12 protein-coding genes are annotated in these 21,552 nt (G+C 38.3%); 5 read left to right on the top strand and 7 right to left on the bottom strand.

The window, feature by feature from the left end; translation table 11 throughout:
* Nucleotides 1-288: 288 nt before the first annotated feature.
* Together AC6JAD_RS05065 and AC6JAD_RS05060 are read left to right on the top strand one after the other, a co-directional pair.
* Nucleotides 289-1,176 carry a hypothetical protein gene (locus AC6JAD_RS05065; protein WP_461302223.1) on the top strand — a complete coding sequence of 296 codons (888 nt, stop codon included), beginning with the start codon at nt 289-291 and terminating at the stop codon, nt 1,174-1,176.
* A gap of 211 nt (nt 1,177-1,387) precedes the next feature.
* The gene (locus tag AC6JAD_RS05060) at nt 1,388-1,867 is read left to right on the top strand and encodes a hypothetical protein (RefSeq protein WP_461302224.1); all 480 of its coding nucleotides are present in this window, start codon (nt 1,388-1,390) and stop codon (nt 1,865-1,867) included.
* A gap of 277 nt (nt 1,868-2,144) precedes the next feature.
* On the opposite strand, the gene AC6JAD_RS05055 is transcribed toward AC6JAD_RS05060, so the two are convergent.
* The 7 genes from AC6JAD_RS05055 to AC6JAD_RS05025 all read right to left on the bottom strand — a co-directional run bounded on the left by AC6JAD_RS05055 (nt 2,145) and on the right by AC6JAD_RS05025 (nt 10,001).
* Complete coding sequence (locus AC6JAD_RS05055; protein ID WP_461302225.1) at nt 2,145-2,756, bottom strand: hypothetical protein; 612 nt, start codon at nt 2,754-2,756, stop codon at nt 2,145-2,147.
* 61 nt (nt 2,757-2,817) lie between these two features.
* Nucleotides 2,818-3,351 carry a hypothetical protein gene (locus AC6JAD_RS05050; protein ID WP_461302226.1) on the bottom strand — a complete coding sequence of 178 codons (534 nt, stop codon included), beginning with the start codon at nt 3,349-3,351 and terminating at the stop codon, nt 2,818-2,820.
* On the bottom strand, nt 3,352-3,966 hold the full coding sequence (locus tag AC6JAD_RS05045; RefSeq protein ID WP_461302227.1) for a hypothetical protein: 615 nt from the start codon (nt 3,964-3,966) through the stop codon (nt 3,352-3,354).
* A gap of 39 nt (nt 3,967-4,005) precedes the next feature.
* A complete protein-coding gene (locus AC6JAD_RS05040) occupies nt 4,006-5,382 on the bottom strand; it encodes a T9SS type A sorting domain-containing protein (RefSeq protein ID WP_461302228.1) in 1,377 nt (458 codons plus the stop codon).
* Between the two features lie 123 nt (nt 5,383-5,505).
* Nucleotides 5,506-6,243, bottom strand: coding sequence for a LytR/AlgR family response regulator transcription factor (locus AC6JAD_RS05035; protein ID WP_461302229.1), 738 nt, complete (start codon nt 6,241-6,243; stop codon nt 5,506-5,508).
* Nucleotides 6,236-8,116 (bottom strand): tetratricopeptide repeat-containing sensor histidine kinase, encoded by a 1,881-nt coding sequence (locus AC6JAD_RS05030; protein WP_461302230.1) that lies wholly within the window; start codon nt 8,114-8,116, stop codon nt 6,236-6,238. Before AC6JAD_RS05030 ends, AC6JAD_RS05035 begins: the two co-directional genes overlap by 8 nt.
* Nucleotides 8,117-8,540: 424 nt before the next feature.
* A complete protein-coding gene (locus AC6JAD_RS05025) occupies nt 8,541-10,001 on the bottom strand; it encodes an eCIS core domain-containing protein (RefSeq protein ID WP_461302231.1) in 1,461 nt (486 codons plus the stop codon).
* Between the two features lie 888 nt (nt 10,002-10,889).
* Between AC6JAD_RS05025 and AC6JAD_RS05020 the strand changes: the two genes are divergently transcribed.
* The 3 genes from AC6JAD_RS05020 to AC6JAD_RS05010 all read left to right on the top strand — a co-directional run bounded on the left by AC6JAD_RS05020 (nt 10,890) and on the right by AC6JAD_RS05010 (nt 21,351).
* Entirely contained in the window at nt 10,890-11,867 is a 978-nt protein-coding gene (locus AC6JAD_RS05020; protein WP_461302232.1) for a helix-turn-helix transcriptional regulator, read from the top strand.
* A 388-nt stretch (nt 11,868-12,255) separates the two neighbouring features.
* Nucleotides 12,256-12,432 carry a hypothetical protein gene (locus AC6JAD_RS05015; protein WP_461302233.1) on the top strand — a complete coding sequence of 59 codons (177 nt, stop codon included), beginning with the start codon at nt 12,256-12,258 and terminating at the stop codon, nt 12,430-12,432.
* 78 nt (nt 12,433-12,510) lie between these two features.
* The gene (locus AC6JAD_RS05010; RefSeq protein WP_461302234.1) at nt 12,511-21,351 is read left to right on the top strand and encodes an HYR domain-containing protein; all 8,841 of its coding nucleotides are present in this window, start codon (nt 12,511-12,513) and stop codon (nt 21,349-21,351) included.
* Nucleotides 21,352-21,552: the final 201 nt, after the last annotated feature.

The following is a 21,552-nucleotide window of genomic DNA, read 5'->3' as shown; positions in this document are numbered from 1 at the left end:
AATAATAATTTATCAGGGGTCTAGTAAAGCTGCAGTAGATGATCCAGATACAAATCTTACTTCTGAAGAAGCAAAAATAGTTAAAGAAGGAAACCTTACCAAAGATGAGTTTACCATTTCCACTTTTGGGCACGAAATTGACCATGCGAACATTTCAAACCGTAAATTATTTGATAAAGAGAGGAGCTCAGGGAAAATAAACCATATATTAAATTCTGAAACAATTCCAACGAAAACAGGCATTGAGGTCATGAAAGAGATAGCAAATAAGAAGAAAAAAAGTAACTAATGAAAAAAACTTTAATGATCATTTATCTTTTGTCGACAGTAAGCTGTATGTCCCAAAAGAACACGGAATTTAGTAAACTCAAACAAAGCATCGGTAAAATCTTATTAGCTAAAGAGAGTATAACGTTAGAAGAACTTAATTTAGGAAAGGGGTTTTCAATTTATGGTTTACACCAAGGGAAAATAAATTATGAAAACCCTAGAAAGGGTATTTATGGGATTTCAACAGGAACTCACAATCCCGTAAACTTATTTATTTATGAAGAAAGTAAAATAGTTTTTTTAGATATTACTTCTTTTGAAGAACTTCTGATTTCATTAAGAGAAGTATTGGAATATTCTTTTAAAAAGAATTATTGTCTTGAAGTTACAAACGATTATATATTTCGGCTAATAAGATTGCATTACAATATCAATAGGAATCCAAAAAGCCGATTAGATATTAATTGTAAATTACCTAAAAGAACATTAAAAAGCATTTATAATTTGATGGACCTTAAACTAGAGTTGGCTGAAGAATTAGTGACTCTGGGGAAAATAGAGAACATAAATGTTTTTTTGGATAACACAGTCTCACTTGCTCTTCAAAAACTAGGCATGTATTATGGCAATGTAGATTTAGATAATAAGCTAGATATTGGCATCTACAATTATACAATTATAAATACAGAGCAAAAAACAAACAAATATTTTGTATTAAATGAGGGGCATTATAGGTTACTAAAACTTGATAATCCCGAAGATTATATTAAAACTTTGCAAGAGATTGTTCTTTTTGGAGAAGATAACAATATCTGTTCTGAAAAAATTATTTGGTTAATTGAAAAAATCTCAAATGATTTTCTTGCAAACTCTTGTTTTAAAACAAGTGTAAAGGATTTACCATGAAGAGAAGCCCCCGCTAGCATTTGTTTTTACGGGGACTTACACCGGAGTAAGCTTACTGCTTGAATTAAAATAAAAAGCGCTATTTTTATACTACTGCCACAACCCCCTGGAGGGTTGTGGTTTTTTGTTTGTGCAGTACACCCGTCGGGAAACGGGCGTCACCATGGGCAATATGATAGATTACTTGAAAGATTAAATAATTTGGATGAAAATGGAAGCCAAAAAAAAGAAGCCAATTAAAAAAGGGACATTGATTTGTTTGCTATTAGCAACGGTTTTTTATGGGTGCTCCAATGAGTACTGTAATGAATTGCATTCGGCAGTGGTTGATATTTATAATCCTGACACCGATAAAAATATTGTAGATCTCAAAGAGGTTTACGATTTTGAATGGGACATACTTTACATATTTAAAGAGTATGAACATCCCGATACGATTAGTGAAATTATTGGGTTCGATTGTCATTGTGAGCAGGTAGGGGATTCGGAAGAAATGTATTTGTTTGTAAAAGATAATCTGGTAGTTGAAATTGATACAGGAGAGTGTGATGGTTATTCCTTAAGTACCAACATTACTATATGTTGTGATGGCGCAAAAAGAATTGATTCGTATGATTCTAAGTTTAGTATTGGTAAAGGAAATGAAATTTATGGTCTTTGGCCCTTGAATGAGAAAAAGAAAATGGATTAAATAATTGTGCATTGAATCTGTTTTGAAAAGCACCTCAATTTGAGGTGCTTTTTCATTGAATTCTTCCAACCAAATTTCTTTGACTTTTTCAAGCCACACCATTGGTGTTCTTTGTTATGGTCACGACAGGCCAGTTCGCAGCGAATCAGCTTTTCCAAAGGAATACCATAGTGAAGTATAAACCGCAAGAGTTTACCGTTCATGACGGTGAACACGCCAACGATCTCCTGCCAAAGGTGCTAGCTAAAGACATTTTGCTTGAAGGGTCGGTGCCAATTTAACATTCAAGATAACTTTCTATACAGCCCTGCATGGTCCAGAGCGCATCGGCTTCTAACGTAAGCATCGCTTCCCAGCATTCAGAACCTGGATTCCACTCACAACCAATACCACCAATATCATCTAGGTCTTCTGCAAAACTTACAACGGCATCGATTAAGCATCCAAACATAGTCCATGCACAACTTTTCATTCTTGGGTATCGAGTCAATAATTCATCTTTGGATTTGTCTACAAGTTTAGAGCTCAACTCTTGCAATTGTACTTTCGACTCCAGATTGTAATCTGCTACAATCCTATAGTATAGTTCTGAATTTTCTCGCTGAAAGGCTCTAAACTCTTCGAGTTTGGAAAAGCCAGCCATTAGCAATACTACCTCCGTATTTAGATTACCTGGGGGTTCTTTGTAGTCATCAGCTCCGAACCAGATCTTTTCTGCCAGCGCCGAATAGTTGTCGACAAGAGTAAGGAAATTTGGGTCAGAAGTGTAATTAGAAGCCCTTAAATTGGTAGTGGTGGGGTCCGTAAAATTTTCTGTTGAATTGGTGTCTTTTGAACAAGAAACTAGAGTTGTGATACTAAGAAATAGCACTAAAATTCTGTTTTTCATTATCATCTTATTTAGGATTAATATTAATTTTTTATTGAAAGCCCGAAGAGTTCTTTTTACCTCATTTGAAGCACCTGGAATTATAAAATTTAACTGCCTCAATTGTATCACGGTACGTATATTCCTTATTCTTTATTTTTTTTACCAGTGATGGGCAGTCTGAAAAAAACTTAGACATACGTTTTACAAAGGGCGTTGTTAGACTATTTGGAAGGTCTTTAACCATTTTACCATCTTCTTTGAGTAGATAATAAGAAGAGGCATAACTTCTAGAGGCAGCATTATATTTTACTGTTACGTAATAAGACACCTTTCCTTTTATTAACTCTCCAGAAAACACATTGCGGAGTCCTTTTATCTCCCTGATCCTGTATTCAATTTTATTCCCGTCGGTATCATCGATTAACCTTTTTATTTTCTTCTTATACCATTTTCTTTCACCAGTATCAGAATTCTCAAAGTAAACTTTTGACTTTTGTAATTGTATCACAGATCCTTCTATGAAAGAGCCATCGGAAAAATAAATTGTGTCTTGTGCCTGCCCAGTGTATGCAACAATCAAAAAGAGAACGCTCGCTACTGTTAGTTTATTCATTTACTTACATTTATAATTACTTATTCCTTTAAACATCTTAATATCTGCATAAGCTATTGATCCGTAGAGTATTCGATAATCTCCATTTTTAATATTGCTCTTAACAATAGCCAAGGCCTCATTACAGTCGGGAAAATACTTGGATACTTTTTTCTCTAAAGATGTATAATCCTTTTTCTTCTTTTTGGAATGTTTCGTCTTAGATTCGACCATCTTACCATCGCTTTTACTAAAAATGTAGAAATAATTGACCAAAAAATAGTAGCTGGTGAGCACATACGTATCATTCTCCATGATTACTTCATGCAGTCTCTTTGCTCCGGTGCGTGTAATTGGAAAATTGCGATATAGTTTACTTCCAAAATGCACTTCTTCTATCTTCTTTTGCTTTATCTTTTTAAACTCTTGCTGAGCATCATAGTAAAAAAACAATTCCCCCGAAAATCCTATATCACCTGTAATTCTATAATTTTTATAGGCCTGTGTTTTTTGTTTTTCGTTCTCGTAAATTTTAATCATTTCCCCCTGAACGGTAACAAAGTGTCCAACCTCACTTTGTGAATATGCCCAAATTGGAGATAGACATACCATGGATATAAAAAGGTATAGTTTCATGCTTTTTTGATTATACGGATGCTATAGCGTGATTCAAGGTTATTCTTTAACAAGTTTTTTGTGGATGATCCCAGAACTAGTAATAATTTGTACAAAATAAATTCCTGGTGAAAAATTCGATATATCTAGGATTGTATCTGAAGAAGTTAATACCTCTTTCCCATTTGCCGAAAAAAGATGAACCCTCCCTAAAATCGTATCTGAGTTAGGAATATCTATTAGGACTAATTCTGAAGCGGGATTAGGCGTTACAGAAATGGCGTTTAAAGAATGGGTTTCAACTGCCAGGTTGGACCCCGATCTTTCAAGCCATCCCATAGCTCCGTAAATATATGAGAGAACAACAAAATCTATATCTCCATCATTGTCTATATCCTTAGGATACATAGACCTAGGGTCTGGAAAAAAACCGAAAGGCTGTTGAGGCCCAAAAATTTCATCACCCAAATTTTCAACCCAAGAAATAACACCATTATTTCCGGAAAGAACAATATCTATGTCGTTGTCTCCATCAAAATCGTATGGAAATATGGTCGTAGCCCTATATCCTACATCTGCGATTATTTCCGGGGATCCAAAATTCCCCAACCCATCTAAATTTCGAATTAACATAATATCTCCATCATCGTTTCCATATGTATTGGTAAGAATATCCAGGTTGCCATCAAGGTCCATATCAATGATAGAAATCCATGTAGGGGTTTCGATTAGATCGGTAATTAATATTTGAGGCCCAAAATTCCCCTGCCCATCTATATTTTTAGACCACCTTATGTATCCGCTAAGACTCTCACAGAGTAGGAAGTCCATATCCCCATCGCCATCCATGTCTCCGGCTCTTACCATTTGGGTCCAAGAATTATTTGGTATTACTGAAATACTTGGTCCAAAACTGCCGAGACCATCCAGATTTTCGTGCCAGGTCCCTCCAATACCAGAATCTGCAGCAACTAGCACATCCAAGTCATTGTCGTTATCCAAATCGGCTACATCGAGGTCCATTGGTGAAAAAATGGTATGAGAAAAAATCTGTCGAGGCCCAAAAGTTCCTAATCCATCCGTGTTTTCGAACCAAGAAATTTCATTATTATCCCGGGAACTAGCCACTATATCCATATCTCCATCAGCATCTAAATCTGCAGCGATGACATCTGTCAATTTATCAAAACCATCTGCCACAAAATGCGAGGTGTCAAAAGTTCCCGATCCATCTATATTTTCGTACCACTGTATACTATTGTAGCCATGATTTCCACAAATGATATCCATATCTCCATCACCATCCAAATCGACCGAAAACAAATCGGATGGATACAATTGTGAGTCAAATTCAATCTCATGCCATTCCCATTCAACCTGTCCAAAAAGTTGAGTTTGGATTAAGACTAATGCAATGAGTAGTATATTTTTTTTCATGTCGTCATATTAGTAATTAGAACCTAACACCTTCAAAAATGCATATTTGAAATGCTGGACACAAAAAAAATAAAAATACGTTCGCGTTTTTAAAGAAAGCGCTTCAATAAACTTGAAACTCGTTTAAAAGATCTGCCTTAAAGTAGACTCTTTTCGACGTGAAGACACTGGTATTTTCTGTAGATTCTTAAGGACAAGATTTCCTTTCTTATCGTATTTCACAACCTTTAGTTTATTCACAATATAAGATTGGTGGCATCGTATGAAGATGTTTTGAGGTAGAAGCTCCAGCATTTTCTTTAAATGGCCCAGAATTAAAATAGCACCATGTTCCTTTGTGAAAACTGTAGTATAATTACCTTCGGATTTACAATAGAAAATTTCCTCTTCGGAAACAGCGAATACTGCTTCTGTGGTTTTCAAAATAATTCTATTAGTACCTATACCTTTATAACGACTTTGAGAGACTTCAATTAACTTCTGTAAGTATGCATCTTTATGAGTTGTACTAATAGCTTTATCTACGGCCGCTTTAAATTCATCATCATCTATAGGCTTTAGAATGAAATCTAATGCTCCTACTTTTATCGCGCGTATAGCATTCGTATCATACGCAGTAATAAATATTACCTTATAGTTTTTATAGGGACTTTTTTCGATAAGGTCAAATCCTGTTTGATTGTTTAATTGAACGTCCAAGAAAATTAGTTCAGGCTTATAGGTTTCAATAGCGATCAAGGCATCATTCACATTAGAAGCCTCCGACATAATTGCAATCTCCGTTGGATAGAAGAGTTGAATACGTTCCTTAACTTCCTTCAACATTTGAGGTTCATCATCAACGATAATAGCTCTAATCATTTGGGGTTTCTTTAAAAGGGAAAGCGAAATTAACAATAACGCCTCTTCCTTCCTTAGAAAGATCCGCTTTATTAATATATTCCATTTTGGTTTTACTTACTTTTTCCAGAAAAGATTGAATAAGTTCCATGGAGGAAGCCCCATTTTTCTTAGCAATATTATTTTCAATTCCGCGACCATTGTCCTCAATTTTACAAAAAATGAAACGTCCGTTTTGCACTAGTTCAATCTTGATTTCACCTAGGTATTCAATGCCTGAAAAACCATGGATAATACTGTTTTCGATGACAGGTTGTAGTAGCATTCCAGGAATGTATACCAAATCGGGTTCAATTGTGTTCAATTCAATTGTGTAATTGAAACCTTTTTCAAAACGAAGCTTTTGCAGCTCCATATATTCCTTTAACGCTTCCAATTCTTTTTCGAGGGATACATAATCAAAGGTTGAATTTTCGAAGATCGTTCCGAGCAATCTTGAGAACTTTAATAGATATTTCTTTGCTGTATCCGGCTTTTTATCAATCATCCGACCAATAGTAGATACAGTATTGAACGTAAAATGGGGATTCATTTGAGCACGTAATAGGCGTTGTTGTGTTTTTAATTGTTGTTTTTCCAACTTCAACTTGTTGTTTCGGTAATAAAATACGGCTACAAATGTTAGGAGAAGTACTCCAATACCTCCCCATAGCAATGCCGTCTTCATTTTAAAATTTTTGTAGTTGGCTTCTGTTTTCTCCTGTTCCAGTACTTTTTCTTTTTGATTGGCTTCCTTGAGGGCATTCAATTCTTCACCAAACTTCTTTTCATAATCATTTTGCTGGAAATCAAATATTTCCTTTAAATCGTTAACGACCACCTTAACATCTGTATTAGTAGCCGCCGTATACCTAAGCTTATATTCTAGATATAATTTTTGATTGCTGAGTTCCATATACTCAAACCCTATCCCTTTTACAGAGTCCAAATATATCTGGGCATCATTATATTGTTTAAGATCGATAGAGGCTTCCGCAATATTCATATACATTACAGCTAAATCTGATCGCATTCTTAACGGGTCCGGCTTTTTCTTTATGTATGGGATCGCTTTCTTGTAATTATCGATGGCGGTTACATAGTCTCCATCATAGTATTTGTATATACCATAGACATTATAAATATCTACATAGATAAAAGGTCTATAGCTTTTGTTATCGGAGATCAGGGAATCTAACAGAGAAAATGCTTTTTCTTTTTCTCCTGAATAATATAAATACTTCGCTTTTCTAGCGATGATAGCGGGAATATAGGAGGTATCGTTAATCTTGATAGTTTCTCGGAGTTCAAGTTCATTATATTTCAATGCTTTTTCGTAATCACCCATCAAACTGTAGACATCAGTATACATAAAATAAAGCATCGTGTTAAAACCGTGTTCCTTATCCAGATCATACCTGGTTTTAAAATCCTCTACAATTGCCAAGGCATCTCCAAACTTATTTTGTTTTGTATAACTCTCGTATGTATAATAAAAATAATCTACTTCTTGTGAGTAGCGTACCGAGTCTTTGATCTCATTTATCGCCTTGTTATAGTAAAAAAGGGAGCTGTCCGTTTGTTGTCTATTCCTAAAATGATGGCCCAAAATGTAGTTGTTTACTGCCTTTAAACTATCCGTCACCCTTGGGTTTTTAATGATTATTTTTTTTGCAGAAGTAAGATAGTGATAGGAAGAGTCTTCCAAACTAAGATACTCCACTTCAAGAGGACCGTTTACTGCTTTTGAGTGTAATAATTCGATACTCCCCTCTATGTCCGAAATACTTTTTTTAGTATCACAGCCAATGAACAGGGAAAGACAACACAAAAAGGCAAATCGAACTTTTTCCATATTAAAATAAATTGGAATGAAAGATAATTCATGCCATTACGGGGTAATAATCATTTTCAATACTAATGTATTCATTTTTACATATTCACATCTTAATTTAAAGTAGTTTATGCAGCTTTTTATAATCGAGAAGCTTAAGTACTGGTAACAAAGTAAGTTAATACTTAGTAACTTAATGCCTGAAGAAAACAGAAGATAGGTTGAAATTCCTAATTCAGGAATCCGTTCATTGAAATGACCCCACCCTCCAAGAAAGACTGAGATATTGAAAAGAGGCAAAAGCCCTAAAAATCTGGTGTAACTGTTCACCCTTATATGAAAGACAATTATAAAATTTAACCATCTTCAACGAAAGCAATAGCCTAGAACTCTTAACTAAACAATCAGTTAAGAGACTGATGGCCGAATTTTAGATTATGAAATTTTAAAACATACCTCTAATGCCAAGATTAAAGTAACCTTCACTTTTCCCTTGAGACGAATCGGCATTAAAGCCACCTCCCAAAACAGGACCTAAAAAGACTTTATGTTCTTTATTGCCTACATTACCTCGCAGATAAATAGACGCTCCAGTATCTATAAATGCACCGCTTTTCGGCTCTTTGTCTTTGGTGCCATAAAGAGAATAGCCTCCAGAAAGATATATATTGGCTTCCCAAATGTTTCCAGTATAAATAAAATTGCCTGTAAGTCCTAAATTCATGGAACCAAAAGGTTTTGTTTTATCATCTTCGGTTTTAAAGCCTCCAGAGCCTGCTAAGTAAGGTCCCATAGTAAGGCTGAAATTATCTTGTTTGACTAAAAAATCCAGCATGTCTAATTGAAACTTTAAACCAGCTTCAAACTTTTCTTTTGCTGGACTATCTAAAGATTGCTGCCATTTAATAAAGGGCCCCGTCTTTATAGCAAATTTAAAATAATCTAAAAAAGGGCCACCCAAGGGTATCTTCAACTTTGCGTCTGCACTGGCAGCAAGACTAGTCCCTTTTTTATCTGTTTTTGTACCTCCTGCGGCATTAATCACAGTTTTCAGTTTTTTCTTCTGTTCTTTTTCTTTAGCAGTATGTTCCGAACTGGTTTCTTTGGGTGCTTCTTTGGGTGCTTCTTTGGGTGTTTCCTTAGTTTCAACATCGTTTTTACCAACTAACCATAGACGGTAACCTTCTGTGTATTGCAAACCTGGTTCATAAGGCACACCTGTTTCTTGACTATATTGTCTGGTAAGATCTTCGTGTAGGCCAGCAGTCCCCCCACCAAAATCAGGAGTTTTTTGTATTTGTTGAATACCCTGTTGCTGTACTACATGGGTAAGCTCATGTGCCAATAAGTGCTTGCCCTGTTGATTATTAGGACTGTATTGCCCCTGATTAAAATAAATATCGTTACCAACAGTAAAAGCCTTGGCTCCAAGTTGTCGGTTCATCTGGATAGATGGTTGGTCTGTATGTATGCGTACATCTCCAAAATTAGTCCCGAATTTTTGGCTCATTTCTGTTTGTGTGTCAGTATCCATAGCACTTCCGCCGCCTTTGCTAGTATTTATTTTACTTTCAAGTTGACTGCTTGCCATCAGGTTTTTGGAGTTCGATTTGCTTCCATTGGTGTTGGTAGTTTTGCGCTGGGTAGAACAAGTATTTAATGGGCTTATCTGCGAAACCAGACTGTTAGACTGTGTTGACGTGCTAATAACCTTATTAGCTATGCTATCTGCTTCTTTTTCGTAGCTATCATTTACCTGTCCAATAGCTAGTTTTGGCTGGATGTTAGCCGGAAAAAAAAATGGCGATTCTGGCTGCTTAGAATTTGATATAAAATGGGCAGGTTTGTTAGTGCTAATAAGTGACTTTGGTGTAGCGTTGTATTTTCTGGCAAATGCGTTACTCATGTCGTATTCGTTTTTTAATGCTGATTATGTTAAGCTACTGTTACATATAAACCACCAAACAGTCTAAAGAGTTGGTTTCTAATATAAAAGAAGCCACAATAGCCAAAGATAATGCCTTAGTGTTTATCGGTTGCTATTAAAGTGTGTTTTGTCTAAAAGGTTAAATCAAAGAGGAATATCAAACCGTTAATGGATATTATCTTGCAACTACGTTAAGAGTACCGTCAAGCTTCTCTGTTGTTATACCCTATTTCACTTTCTGAAAATTCTATCATCTTCTGTTTCATACTTGTGTCAATCAATCTGGCACTTCCTATTTAATATCAATTAATTGCCGAAAGAGTATTGATTTTCATTTGGTAAAGTACCAAAGGTAAAAACCATAGCTCGATAGTTTTAAAGGGGAAAACCTATATTTACACGGGAAAAATCACCTAATTTTTGAATTTCAAGTATAGAGTATCAATTGTTGGAAGTGTTTTAATTTAGGACATAACCCAAGAATAATTATTAACCAATCAGAAGCCAAGGGTTATCAAAATGATGGATCCATGGCTTCCCTCATTTTTTGGTATTACTGTATTATGAACAATTCCAAATGGAAGATTCACAAATAAAGTATTCGTCCTAGGACAATACGATAAACTTCAGTACAAATGGCGGAACCCTCCTTCATCAAACCTCTGGAGTGTTTTCATTTTAAACTTTCAGATTACATAGGTATTTTGTTCCTTTAGCGAATCATAATTTCATGATCCTCAAACTATACACCAATTATACTTGCTTAAAAGGATAAGAACATATCACAATACCATTATAAATAAAGGTGTAGAGTACGTATCTACAGAATTCGACAAGCGTTCCTTACGACTTCTTAATCTTATTTGTTTGTATGGCACTCTTTTTATTATTATTCCAGTTTTAGTTAAAAATAGTATCGACCAGAATTATTGGATAGTATTTTTCGTATCCCTTGCTTTAATTATTAATTCGGGAGTAGTTTACTTAAATTCTATAGGAAAGAGCCAAATTTCTTGCCTAGTATTTTCTTTTGTAATAAGCACTTTAGCATATGTAGCTATTTACCTTGAGACCGAACAAGTAGAAGTGCCCTTTGCGGCTTTATGCATAGGGTTCTTTAGCATATTCTTGATAAAAAATAAGACATGGAGATTACTTAGTTTTGCCTATTCCTTTATCACGTTTTCGATATTGCACTACATCCAATTAACCCAAAAAGAATTTGGTTTAGCGGGCTTTGTTCTTACCCTTGTTGTTCTCTTGATTTATTCCTTTTCTCTTCAATTTGTAAACAGAATGCGTAATGAAGATGAAAAAACCATTTTAAAACAAAATGAAGTATTAAAAACTCAGAATGAAGTCATCAAAACCAAATCTGAACAATTACTGGAGTTGGAAAAGGAAAAGCATAAACAAGCATTGTTGTTAAAGCAAAAAGATATGGAGATGGTTTTAACAAATAATCAAGTTCAAACCCAGTTGAATGATAATATTATTAATAAGCTGAAACATGCGCAACAATCCGATGAACTTCATAATCAAGTAAATCAAGTAATACTAGAGCTTCGTAAACAAAATGAAGTAAATACCCGTATGAAGCTCATTGAGCAAAATATGGATATAGTAAATACTAGTTTCTTTGAAAGCTTGTCGAAAGCACATCCTAAAATAACAAGGGTAGATAAAGAATTTTGCTCCTATTTAATGATTGGTCTTTCCTCAAAAGAAATATCCATCATTAGAAATACGACAGTAAATACAGTTAATGTTACCAAAACACGCCTTCGTAAGAAATTAAATATTGATAATGACATCAGCATCGTATCCTATTTAAATTCACTATAACTCTTTTAGAGAGTACCTTCACATCTCATCACCTTCCATTTTAAAGGCAAACACGACAACTTTAACATGTTGTTAATAGTTTGTAAACAGGCCTTCGTGCCGCTTATAAGTTCAAATTCCAAATATTTGCCCCCAAAATCATGACGACTATTTAATAGAGGTATTACTAATGGTTTTACTCTTGGTACCCTGGTATTTTTTTGGTCAATCCCGCGGCGAACCGATAATGAATAGATCTTTTGTGAATCTTAAATCATCTCTGGCTTGTCCCAACGGAATATGAAATTAACCTAAAACCAAATACGTAATTAAAACATGTGACCCACTACTTATGAAAACTAATGTTACTTTATTATTCACCTTAATACTATTGTCAACTTCGATGACAATGGCTCAAGAAACACTTTCTGTAATACATGCAGGAACTAATGCCGCTTCAAGTTCGGAGTCTATTAGAAACACCAACAATTCAGAAGAACGTACTCAAATTACCGATGCTTTGAGAAAGCGTCTCGCTAAGCGAAATGATGCTAATACTACGAATGATGAATTGCCTAAGGCATGAAGGCAAAGAGCAAACTTAACTCAACAAAGAGTTGCTCGCTCAGCTAAACTAAAATCAAAGTAAAATTAATAGCCTACTATGAAAAAAACTACACTAAATTTTAGAGTTGCACTTTTAATTGCAACAGCTCTACTGGTTTCGTATACAGTAAATGCCCAGAACACCCCTTTGGGAACACCAGCTGCTCAAAACCCTGATGGAACCACATCAATACCAGGTACTCCTGCAGCCTGTGCTACAGGATTTAGTTTTTACACTATTGACCATGAGGATGAAAATACCGGAGCATTTTTACCTGCGGGAATAGGAGTGACAACCAGTTTAGTAAACAATGGAACTACCGATATCACAATTACTGGTACTCCAGGTGGCGCAGGAATTGGGGATGTAGATAATATAGTTGCAAGTGGAGGACGTATGAACTATAGAAGCACAGATGGCGGAAATGCAAATGCTACCTACAATTTTGATGTTACTATAACCAATCCTTATATTTTTATTGGGGACATGGAAACTTTTACAACGCTAAACATTTTTGATTGTACTGGAAATCCGGTCAGCGTAAATTTAATGAATGGTCAATCCAGATTTGGAGCACTTGGTAATTCAGCATTTATTACGGGTAGCACTTCCACAAACCAAGATGGGTATATACAAGTGCCAGGATCTTTTGATTGCCTGGTCATAAACATTGACAATCCAGCTCCTTTTACACTTGATGTTATTCAAGTTGCTGTAGGTGTTTGTGCACCAGATATCTCGCTATTTTCTAATATTGAAATTGATGCCAATGGTAATTTAGTATATACAGATAGTGATGGAGTAGATGATGAAATTACTATGTTCGTAGATGGTTCAAGCTATAGACTTATTGACCCCAATGGAACTTTAGTAGCGGGAAATGGTACTACCCAAGACGGTACAGATGTTTTAGTTCCTATTGCTTCCGTTACGGGAAATATCAATATAAATACACTTGACGGAGATGATAATTTTATTGTTGACTATTCTGGTGGTGATTTTACAGATAGCATCAATTATAATGGAGGAAACCAAACCACAGGAGACATATTGACCCTTTTTGGTGATGGTACTTTAAATGAAGTAACCCATACTTTTATCAATGCCAATGACGGTTCTATAGCCATTACAGGCAATAGCTTACTTAATTATGTAGGCTTGGAACCAGTTTTAGATAATCTAGATGCAAATAATAGGATCTTCAACTTTACTGGAGGTGCAGAGACCATTACACTAAGTGACGATGGTAATGCCAACGATGGAATTTCATTCATTGATTCAACCTTAGGAGAGAGCGTCACTTTCGTAGATCCTATAGCGAGTCTAACCATTAATGCGGGTAATGGAAATGATAGATTGAATGTAGAAGGAGTAGATGGTACTTTTGATGCAGGACTTACAATCAATGGAGATGATGATAGAGATGCGATCGTTTTTCAAGGTAATCCAACCAACGTAGGCAATGGTGCCATTACGGTTAATGGAGAACAAATCTTTGTGAGTCAGAATGTTAGTACTACGGGTGCTATTTCCTTAACAGGAACTTCAAATGTTGAGGTAATTACGAGTGCCGTACTGGCTTCTACCGATGGAGATATTACGATTATAGGTGGTAACGCTCCAGCGGCAAGTGATAACCTTCTAGGAATGCGTGTTGACAGTGGAACTGTAAGAACGACCGGAACCGGTAATATTAATATTACAGGTACAGGTTCGTTTACTAGTATATCCTTTAGACACGGTGTTCAACTGCGTAATGCAGGAGTGGTTGAAACTACAGGTACAGGAAGTATTACAATTAGTGGTACTGCAGCAGCTTCCCAACAAGCTGAAGCTATACAAATGCTGGAAGGCTCCAGAATTGAATCCAATGGTGGAGGTATTTCTTTAGTAGGTCAAGGTGGGAATAGTGCTTTAGGAGGGAATAGAGGCTTAAGTTTTAATGACAGTTTCATTCAAGATGTAAACGGAGGAGCCATAAGTCTGAATGGTCAGGCCGATGGTACAGGAAGTAACAACCAAGGTTTATTTATCAGCAATACACCAATTACAACATCAACAGGAACTATTGATATTGTCGGAAATGGTTCGGTAAATGGAATTGATAACAACTATGGTGTTGGTTTTTTAAATGCCTCAGTAGTAAGTTCTTCAGGCGGTAATATTAGTATTACAGGAAATGGATTAGGCTCTGGAAACATTAATCGGGGTTTGAGAGTAATTGGGGGATCTTCAATTACAAATACAGGAACTGGTAACATAACTATAAATGGTAGTGCCATATCGGGTGTTGAAAACAATGACGGAGTAGAAGTCAATGGTGGAACCATAAGTACTGTTAATGGGGCCATTCAAATAACGGCTAATGGCTTCGGGGATGGCACAGGAAGTTCCAATCGTGGGATTCGAGTTAGAAATGGTTCAAATATCCTTGCATCAGGAACAGGTGCTATAACCATAAACGCTACAGGAGGAAATGGTATAAATGCCAACCAAGGTATTTTTATCCAAAGCCCAGGAACTACTATTTCTGCGGTAGATGGAACCATTACCATAAACGGAACTTCAGGAACGGGTTCAGGAAATAATAACGAAGGATTTACACACATATCGTCCGCGTTAATTCAAACAACTGGGAATGGAAATATAGTGATTTCCGGAAATGCAAACGGAGGGAACAATGTAAATAAAGGATTGGTCGTAGCAGGAGCAGAAATTTCTGCCTCCAATGGAAACGTTACTCTAAATGGTACCGGGGATGGAACCGGTAATAATAATTTTGGAGTACAACTTGAAAGTTCAGCATTGATATCGAGTGCTGGAAGCGGAACCATTACTATAACAGGTCAAGGGGGTAATGGTGTTAATAGCAATCAAGGAATCCGAATAGAAGATACTGCAACCAGAATTGCTGCAGTAAATGGAGACATTACCTTGAATGGAACTTCTGGGGTTGGTACTGGATTTAATAATGAGGGGATCACCCATTTGTCTGGAGCTTTAATCGAAACCACGGGAACTGGAAATGTAAGTCTAACAGGAGTTGCTTCAGGGGGTAATGATGCCAATAAAGGAGTTGTGCTTGCGGGTGCCTCTATAACATCATTGAATGGCGATGTAATCCTAGATGGAACCGGGGAAGGAACGGGAGAATTTAATACTGGTATTAGTTTAGAATTTAGTTCGTTGATATCTAGTACCGGTGGTAGTATAATAATTGCAGGCACTGGAGGCGCTGGGACTAATTCCAACACGGGTGTTTTGATTGAAGAGGGAAGCACAGTTCAAACCAATGCGGGTGGAATAGCCATCAGTGGATCAGGAGGCAATGCAACCGGAAATAGTAACCAAGGGGTGGTGGTTAATGATCAGGCATCTGTGCAGGATCTTTCGACGGGTAATATAAGTATCATTGGACAGGCTGGTAATGGTGTGAGTTTCAATCGTGCTATAGACATCAATAATGCCAATACCAGTGTGACTTCTAATGGAGGGAACATCTCCTTTAATGGTACTGGAAGTGTTGCTACCACTGGAATTTTCAATTTAGGAACTACTATCAGAAATTCAGCCAATGTCTCTACAACGGGTACTGGAACTATCAATATAACTGGGATAGGAGGGGTAGGAACCGACACCAATTATGGAGCCGAAGTGGTAGGCTCTGCCGCTGTCACCACACAGGACGGTTTGATTTCCATTACAGGAACCAATGTTGACAATACAGGTGCTGGGCAGATTGGTTTTAGATTAAACTCGGTTATTTCTGCAACAGGAACTGGCAACGTGGTTATTAACGGAACAGCGGGAACAGCAACAAGTAGCGGTATAGAACTATCGAATATTGACGCCAGTATTAGTGCAGGAGGCGATGTTACCCTTTCAATCACCAATGGACCACTTACCTCGCCTACTGGCATACCGACCAGTAATCTGATAACGGGAACCAATGTAGTGATCAATGGAGCCATTCAACCTGGTTTTGAAGGGGAAGGAACACTTCCTGTAGCCGGAACCCTTGCACTTTCTGCAGGAGATGAATTTGCACCGAGCATTGCTGGGTTCATTACTGCGGGCATCGACTATGATCAACTGGTAGTTACCGGAGTAGTAGACATTACCGGCGCAACACTAACCCTAGTGAATAATACTGGCGCTCCTGAAAACCAATGTGACACACTGGTTTTAATCGATAACGATGGAACCGACGCCATTACAGGAACTTTTGCAGGCTTGCCTGAAGGAGCCTCGATAAGTTCGGGAGGTATTACGGGGAAAATATCTTATGTGGGTGGCGATGGAAACGATGTTGTAATCGACCTGGACGATACTCCACCTACCCTTACTTGTCCAGCAGATATTACGGCCGAATGCCCACAAGTGATTACTTATCCGCTTCCAACGTTTTCTGATAACTGCGGTATTGCGGGAGCACCACCAGCTGCTGTTCCAGGATTTACCCTTTTTGGAACCTTCGGAAACAGCACCTATTTTATTTCAAATGCTAGTGACAGAGCTGATAATAACTTTGCCAATTCCAATGCCAACAACTACAAAATTATAACCATCAATTCTGCTGCTGAAAATGATTTTATTACTAGTGAATTAAATAATCAAGGAACAGGCAGTGTACTTATAGGATATAACGATCTGGCTATTGAAGGCGATTTTGTTTGGCAAAGTGGTGAACCTTTTACCTATGATAATTGGGCCAATGGTGAGCCCAATGATAATTTAGGGAATGAAGATTATACCGAGTTTAGAACCAATGGTCAATGGAACGATGTAAGCCCAAGTTTTAATTCTCCTGTACTCATTGAATTTGTAGATTACAGCGGTGGTCCTATACAGCTAGTAGGATTACCTTCTGGAGCCACGTTCCCATTAGGAGTCACTACAAATACCTTCATTATTCAAGATACTTCTGGAAATATTACCACCTGCTCATTTGATGTAACGATTACCGATACTAGTGCGCCTACTATCTCGTGTAGTTCAGATATTACAGTAAGCAATGATCCAGGGGTTTGTGAGGCAAATGTTACTGTGCCCTTACCTACACTGGCTGACAATTGTGGAAATACTGTTTTGATATATGGTAGAGCAGCGTTTAATTTCGATTTTGATGGCGATTTAATAGATACTCCCAATACACTTGCCGGCTTATCCTCATCTGTAGTAGATATGGAATTAGATCTTACATTTAGTGGAGATTTTAACATCAGTTCAGAAGATTTTGTATTAACGGGCCCAGATGGTACTACCATATTTAGTGAAGATGATATAGATCCGGTTTGCGTTATTACAAACCGAACCATTACCATTCCTGTTGCCACCTGGAATTCCTGGATTACCACCTATGGATCGAGCTTGACCTTCACCTTATTAGGAGATAACTCGGTGGATGATGATCAATGTAGTTCAAACCCCTCAAACTTTTATGAACTTTCCATACCGCAACTTGGTGGAAACTTGATTCTTATCAATGATTATAATGGAACAGCCGATGCTTCGGATACATATCCTGTTGGAACCACTACAGTAACTTGGACAGTAACCGATTTGGCTGGAAATACTTCAAGCTGTACACAAAATATCACTGTAAATGATACAGAGGCACCTGTAATTACATGTCCAACAGATATAATAGTAGATAATGACCCAGGTGTGTGTAATGCAGCAATAACAGTGCCTGCGTTACAATTTACAGATAATTGTCCAATAGGTAACGGTTCTAACATTACTACCATTACAGGACCACTTACCAGTTTTGTTAACAATGGTTCTGAACTAGATGATACTCCTTCCACAATAACGGGAGTTGTTTATACCACTAGTCAAGTAACCGTAGATATAGTGACTAATGGTGATTTTGAAGATGATGATGAATGCTTTGTATTGACAGGGCCAGATGGATCTATAGTATTTAGTGAGTGTGAACTTGTACCCAATGATTGTGATACTGCAAATCGATCATTTATGGTTGATTTTGCAACATGGAATACCTGGATCGATACCTATGGTGCCAATCTTACCTTCGAATTACAAGCCAATGATGAGGTAGATATAGGGTTTACAGGTTGTACAGACGACTATCAATTAATAGCCAATATTGACGTGTCTTCAACGATTACCGTCACTAATGATTATAACGGTACAGCAGATGCATCAGATACTTACCCCGTTGGAACTACGATTGTTACCTGGACGGCTACTGATGCTGCCGGGAATAGCAGCACCTGTACTCAGGAAATTACAGTGAACGATGTAGAGGATACTGCCATTGTATGCTCCAATAATATAATGGTGGATACTACGTCAGCAAATCTTTGTAGCGAGGTAGTAGACTATGATGTTTTTGTGGTAGATAACTGCCTACCCAGTATTCCAGGTTTTAGTACACTAGGTGCTTCACAAGATCGAATCTTTTACCTCTCAGAGAATCCTTTTACAGGTGCAACTGCAAGAACAGATGCAGAAAACAATGGAGGCTTCGTAGCAACCATTACCTCTAGGGAGGTACAAGATTTTGTAAAAGCAAGAATAGATTTTCTTGGAAGTACGCAAGCACACATTGGCTATAGCGATCGTGATGCTGAAGGTACTTTTGTGTGGCATAGCGGATCTGCTTCAACCTATACTTTATGGGGAACCAACCAGCCAGATAATAGTGGTGCAGGAGCTACAGATGCAGACTATGCAGTTATGTTTAATGGCGCTCCTGGCGCTTGGGGTGATTATGGGGATAGTTATAGCAGGCCCTATGTATTAGAAGTGTACACAACAGGTTCTCTTTCGCAAACAGCAGGTTTACCAAGTGGGTCTGCCTTCCCGGTAGGAATCACTACCAACACTTTTGAATATACTGATGCACAAGGAAATACAGTTTCGTGTTCGTTTGATGTTACCGTAAATGATATCATTCCGCCTACTGCCATTTGTCAGGACATCACAGTTCAATTGGATGCCACCGGTAATGTTTCCATCACCGCAGTCAATGTGGACAATGGTTCTAGCGACAACTGCGGTATTGCAAGTTTGGCAGTATCGCCAAGTGCATTCGACTGTAGCAATGTGGGATCCAACACGGTGACTTTAACGGTAACCGATGTGAACGGAAACGTTTCCACCTGTACCTCAACCGTCACGGTTGAGGACAACGTAGCTCCAGATGCTGTTTGTATGGACATCGATGTGTTCCTCGATGCAACAGGCAATGTTTCCATTACCCCAGCAGACGTAGACGGAGGTTCCAGCGATGCCTGTGGCATTGCCAGCATTGCCATCGACATCACAGATTTCACCTGTGCCGATGTGGGGCCAAACAACGTAACGCTTACTGTGACCGATGTCAATGGAAATAGTTCCAATTGTGTTGCTGTGGTGACCGTAATCGATAATGTATCTCCAACGATCTCTTGCCCTGCCGATGTAGTGACGGGTACCGATCCGGGACTGTGTTCCGCACAGGTGGTCTTCAGCGATGCCATCGCAGGTGACGAATGCGGAATTGCTTCTGTAGTACAAACTGCAGGACTACCTTCTGGAAGCGACTTCCCCGTAGGGGTAAACACCATTGAGTTCACCGCCACTGACGTTAACGGGAACACGACAACTTGCTCATTCACCATCACAGTAAGCGATGATGAAGATCCTGTAGCTGTTTGTCAAGATATAACTATTCAACTGGATGAATTTGGAGATGCTACAATCACCGCAGCTGACGTGTCAGGGGTCAGTACCGACAACTGCGGGGTAGCCTCCACTTCTATCGATATGGACACCTTCGACTGCTCGAACGTGGGCAACAATGTGGTTACGCTCACCGTGACAGATGTAAATGGGAATTCCAGTACCTGTACTGCAATAGTGACCGTGGAAGATGTAACCGCACCAGAAGTGTTCTGTCAGGACATCATCGTAGACCTCGATGCCACCGGTACGGTGACCATTCTGCCTATTAACATCGACAACGGTTCCACAGATGCTTGTGGTATTGAAACCTATGAACTGGATATCGACACTTTCGACTGCTCGAACGTGGGCGATAACACTGTGACCCTTACCATCACAGATGTGAACGGAAACAGCGCAAGTTGTACCGCCATCGTGACCGTACAGGACGTGACCGATCCCGTGCTCACCTGTATGGACATTACTGTCGAACTGGACGAAAACGGCGAGGCCGTTATTGAGCCAGAGGACGTGATCGATACCATCGAAGATGCCTGTGGCATCCTAACCACCGCCATCGATATCTTCGAGTTCAACTGTGACGATATAGGAACACCTATTACGGTTCAGGTATTTGCCAACGATACAAACGGAAACTTGGCGACCTGTACCGCTCAAGTAACGGTAGTGGATATATTGGCTCCGGAGATCACCTGTCCAGCAGATCAAACAGTAGATCCTGGGCCGGGGAACCTATTTTACGAGATTCCGGATTATTTTGCCACAGGGGAAGCAACTGCAGTAGACAACTGCACGGATCCAGTGACAGACTTGACGCAGGACCCCGCTCCGGGAACATTGGTGCCGGATGGGGTGTATACCATTACCATGACTGCTACCGACGACAACGGAAACACGAGCACTTGTGAGTTCGAGCTTACCGTCGAGAGCACACTGGGAGTGGACGACCTACCCGTAGACCTGTCTACGATCGTGGTGTACCCGAACCCAGCTACAGACATAGTGTACATAAGCAATCCGCAGAACATAGTACTTGAAAGTGCAGCAATCTACGACCTTACTGGGCGGTTGATTCGTACGATAGACCTCATGGCAATGGGGGTGGAAAAGGCAATAGATGTTTCCCTATTGCCAACCGCTACCTACGCAGTAGTCATGACAGGTGAAAATGGGCAGATTATAAAACGATTTATTAAGGAGTAATATTTTTAGGTTAATTTAATTGTACCCGCCCCTTAGTTTGGGGCGGGTTTTTTTCAGGGACCAGAACTATTTAGAACAGCTTAGATGGGTAGATCGATGTACCCCCACCAGCGCCCGTTTCGAAAAGGATGCTCACGCAAGAGTGAACAGAACCGAGTATATTGCAGCAAAAACACTATCTTTATTAAACTACCACGACCC

This window comes from Aureisphaera sp. (genome assembly GCF_059726885.1).
This window is presented reverse-complemented; position numbering and strand designations above follow the sequence as displayed.

Coding starts and splice junctions, on each gene's coding strand:
- AC6JAD_RS05050 (WP_461302226.1), bottom strand. CDS start 3,351: ATGAATAAACTAACAGTAGCGAGCGTTCTCTTTTTGATTGTTGCATAC.
- AC6JAD_RS05035 (WP_461302229.1), bottom strand. CDS start 6,243: ATGATTAGAGCTATTATCGTTGATGATGAACCTCAAATGTTGAAGGAA.
- AC6JAD_RS05055 (WP_461302225.1), bottom strand. CDS start 2,756: ATGAAAAACAGAATTTTAGTGCTATTTCTTAGTATCACAACTCTAGTT.
- AC6JAD_RS05045 (WP_461302227.1), bottom strand. CDS start 3,966: ATGAAACTATACCTTTTTATATCCATGGTATGTCTATCTCCAATTTGG.
- AC6JAD_RS05060 (WP_461302224.1), top strand. CDS start 1,388: ATGGAAGCCAAAAAAAAGAAGCCAATTAAAAAAGGGACATTGATTTGT.
- AC6JAD_RS05010 (WP_461302234.1), top strand. CDS start 12,511: ATGAAAAAAACTACACTAAATTTTAGAGTTGCACTTTTAATTGCAACA.
- AC6JAD_RS05040 (WP_461302228.1), bottom strand. CDS start 5,382: ATGAAAAAAAATATACTACTCATTGCATTAGTCTTAATCCAAACTCAA.
- AC6JAD_RS05025 (WP_461302231.1), bottom strand. CDS start 10,001: ATGAGTAACGCATTTGCCAGAAAATACAACGCTACACCAAAGTCACTT.
- AC6JAD_RS05030 (WP_461302230.1), bottom strand. CDS start 8,116: ATGGAAAAAGTTCGATTTGCCTTTTTGTGTTGTCTTTCCCTGTTCATT.
- AC6JAD_RS05065 (WP_461302223.1), top strand. CDS start 289: ATGAAAAAAACTTTAATGATCATTTATCTTTTGTCGACAGTAAGCTGT.
- AC6JAD_RS05015 (WP_461302233.1), top strand. CDS start 12,256: ATGGCTCAAGAAACACTTTCTGTAATACATGCAGGAACTAATGCCGCT.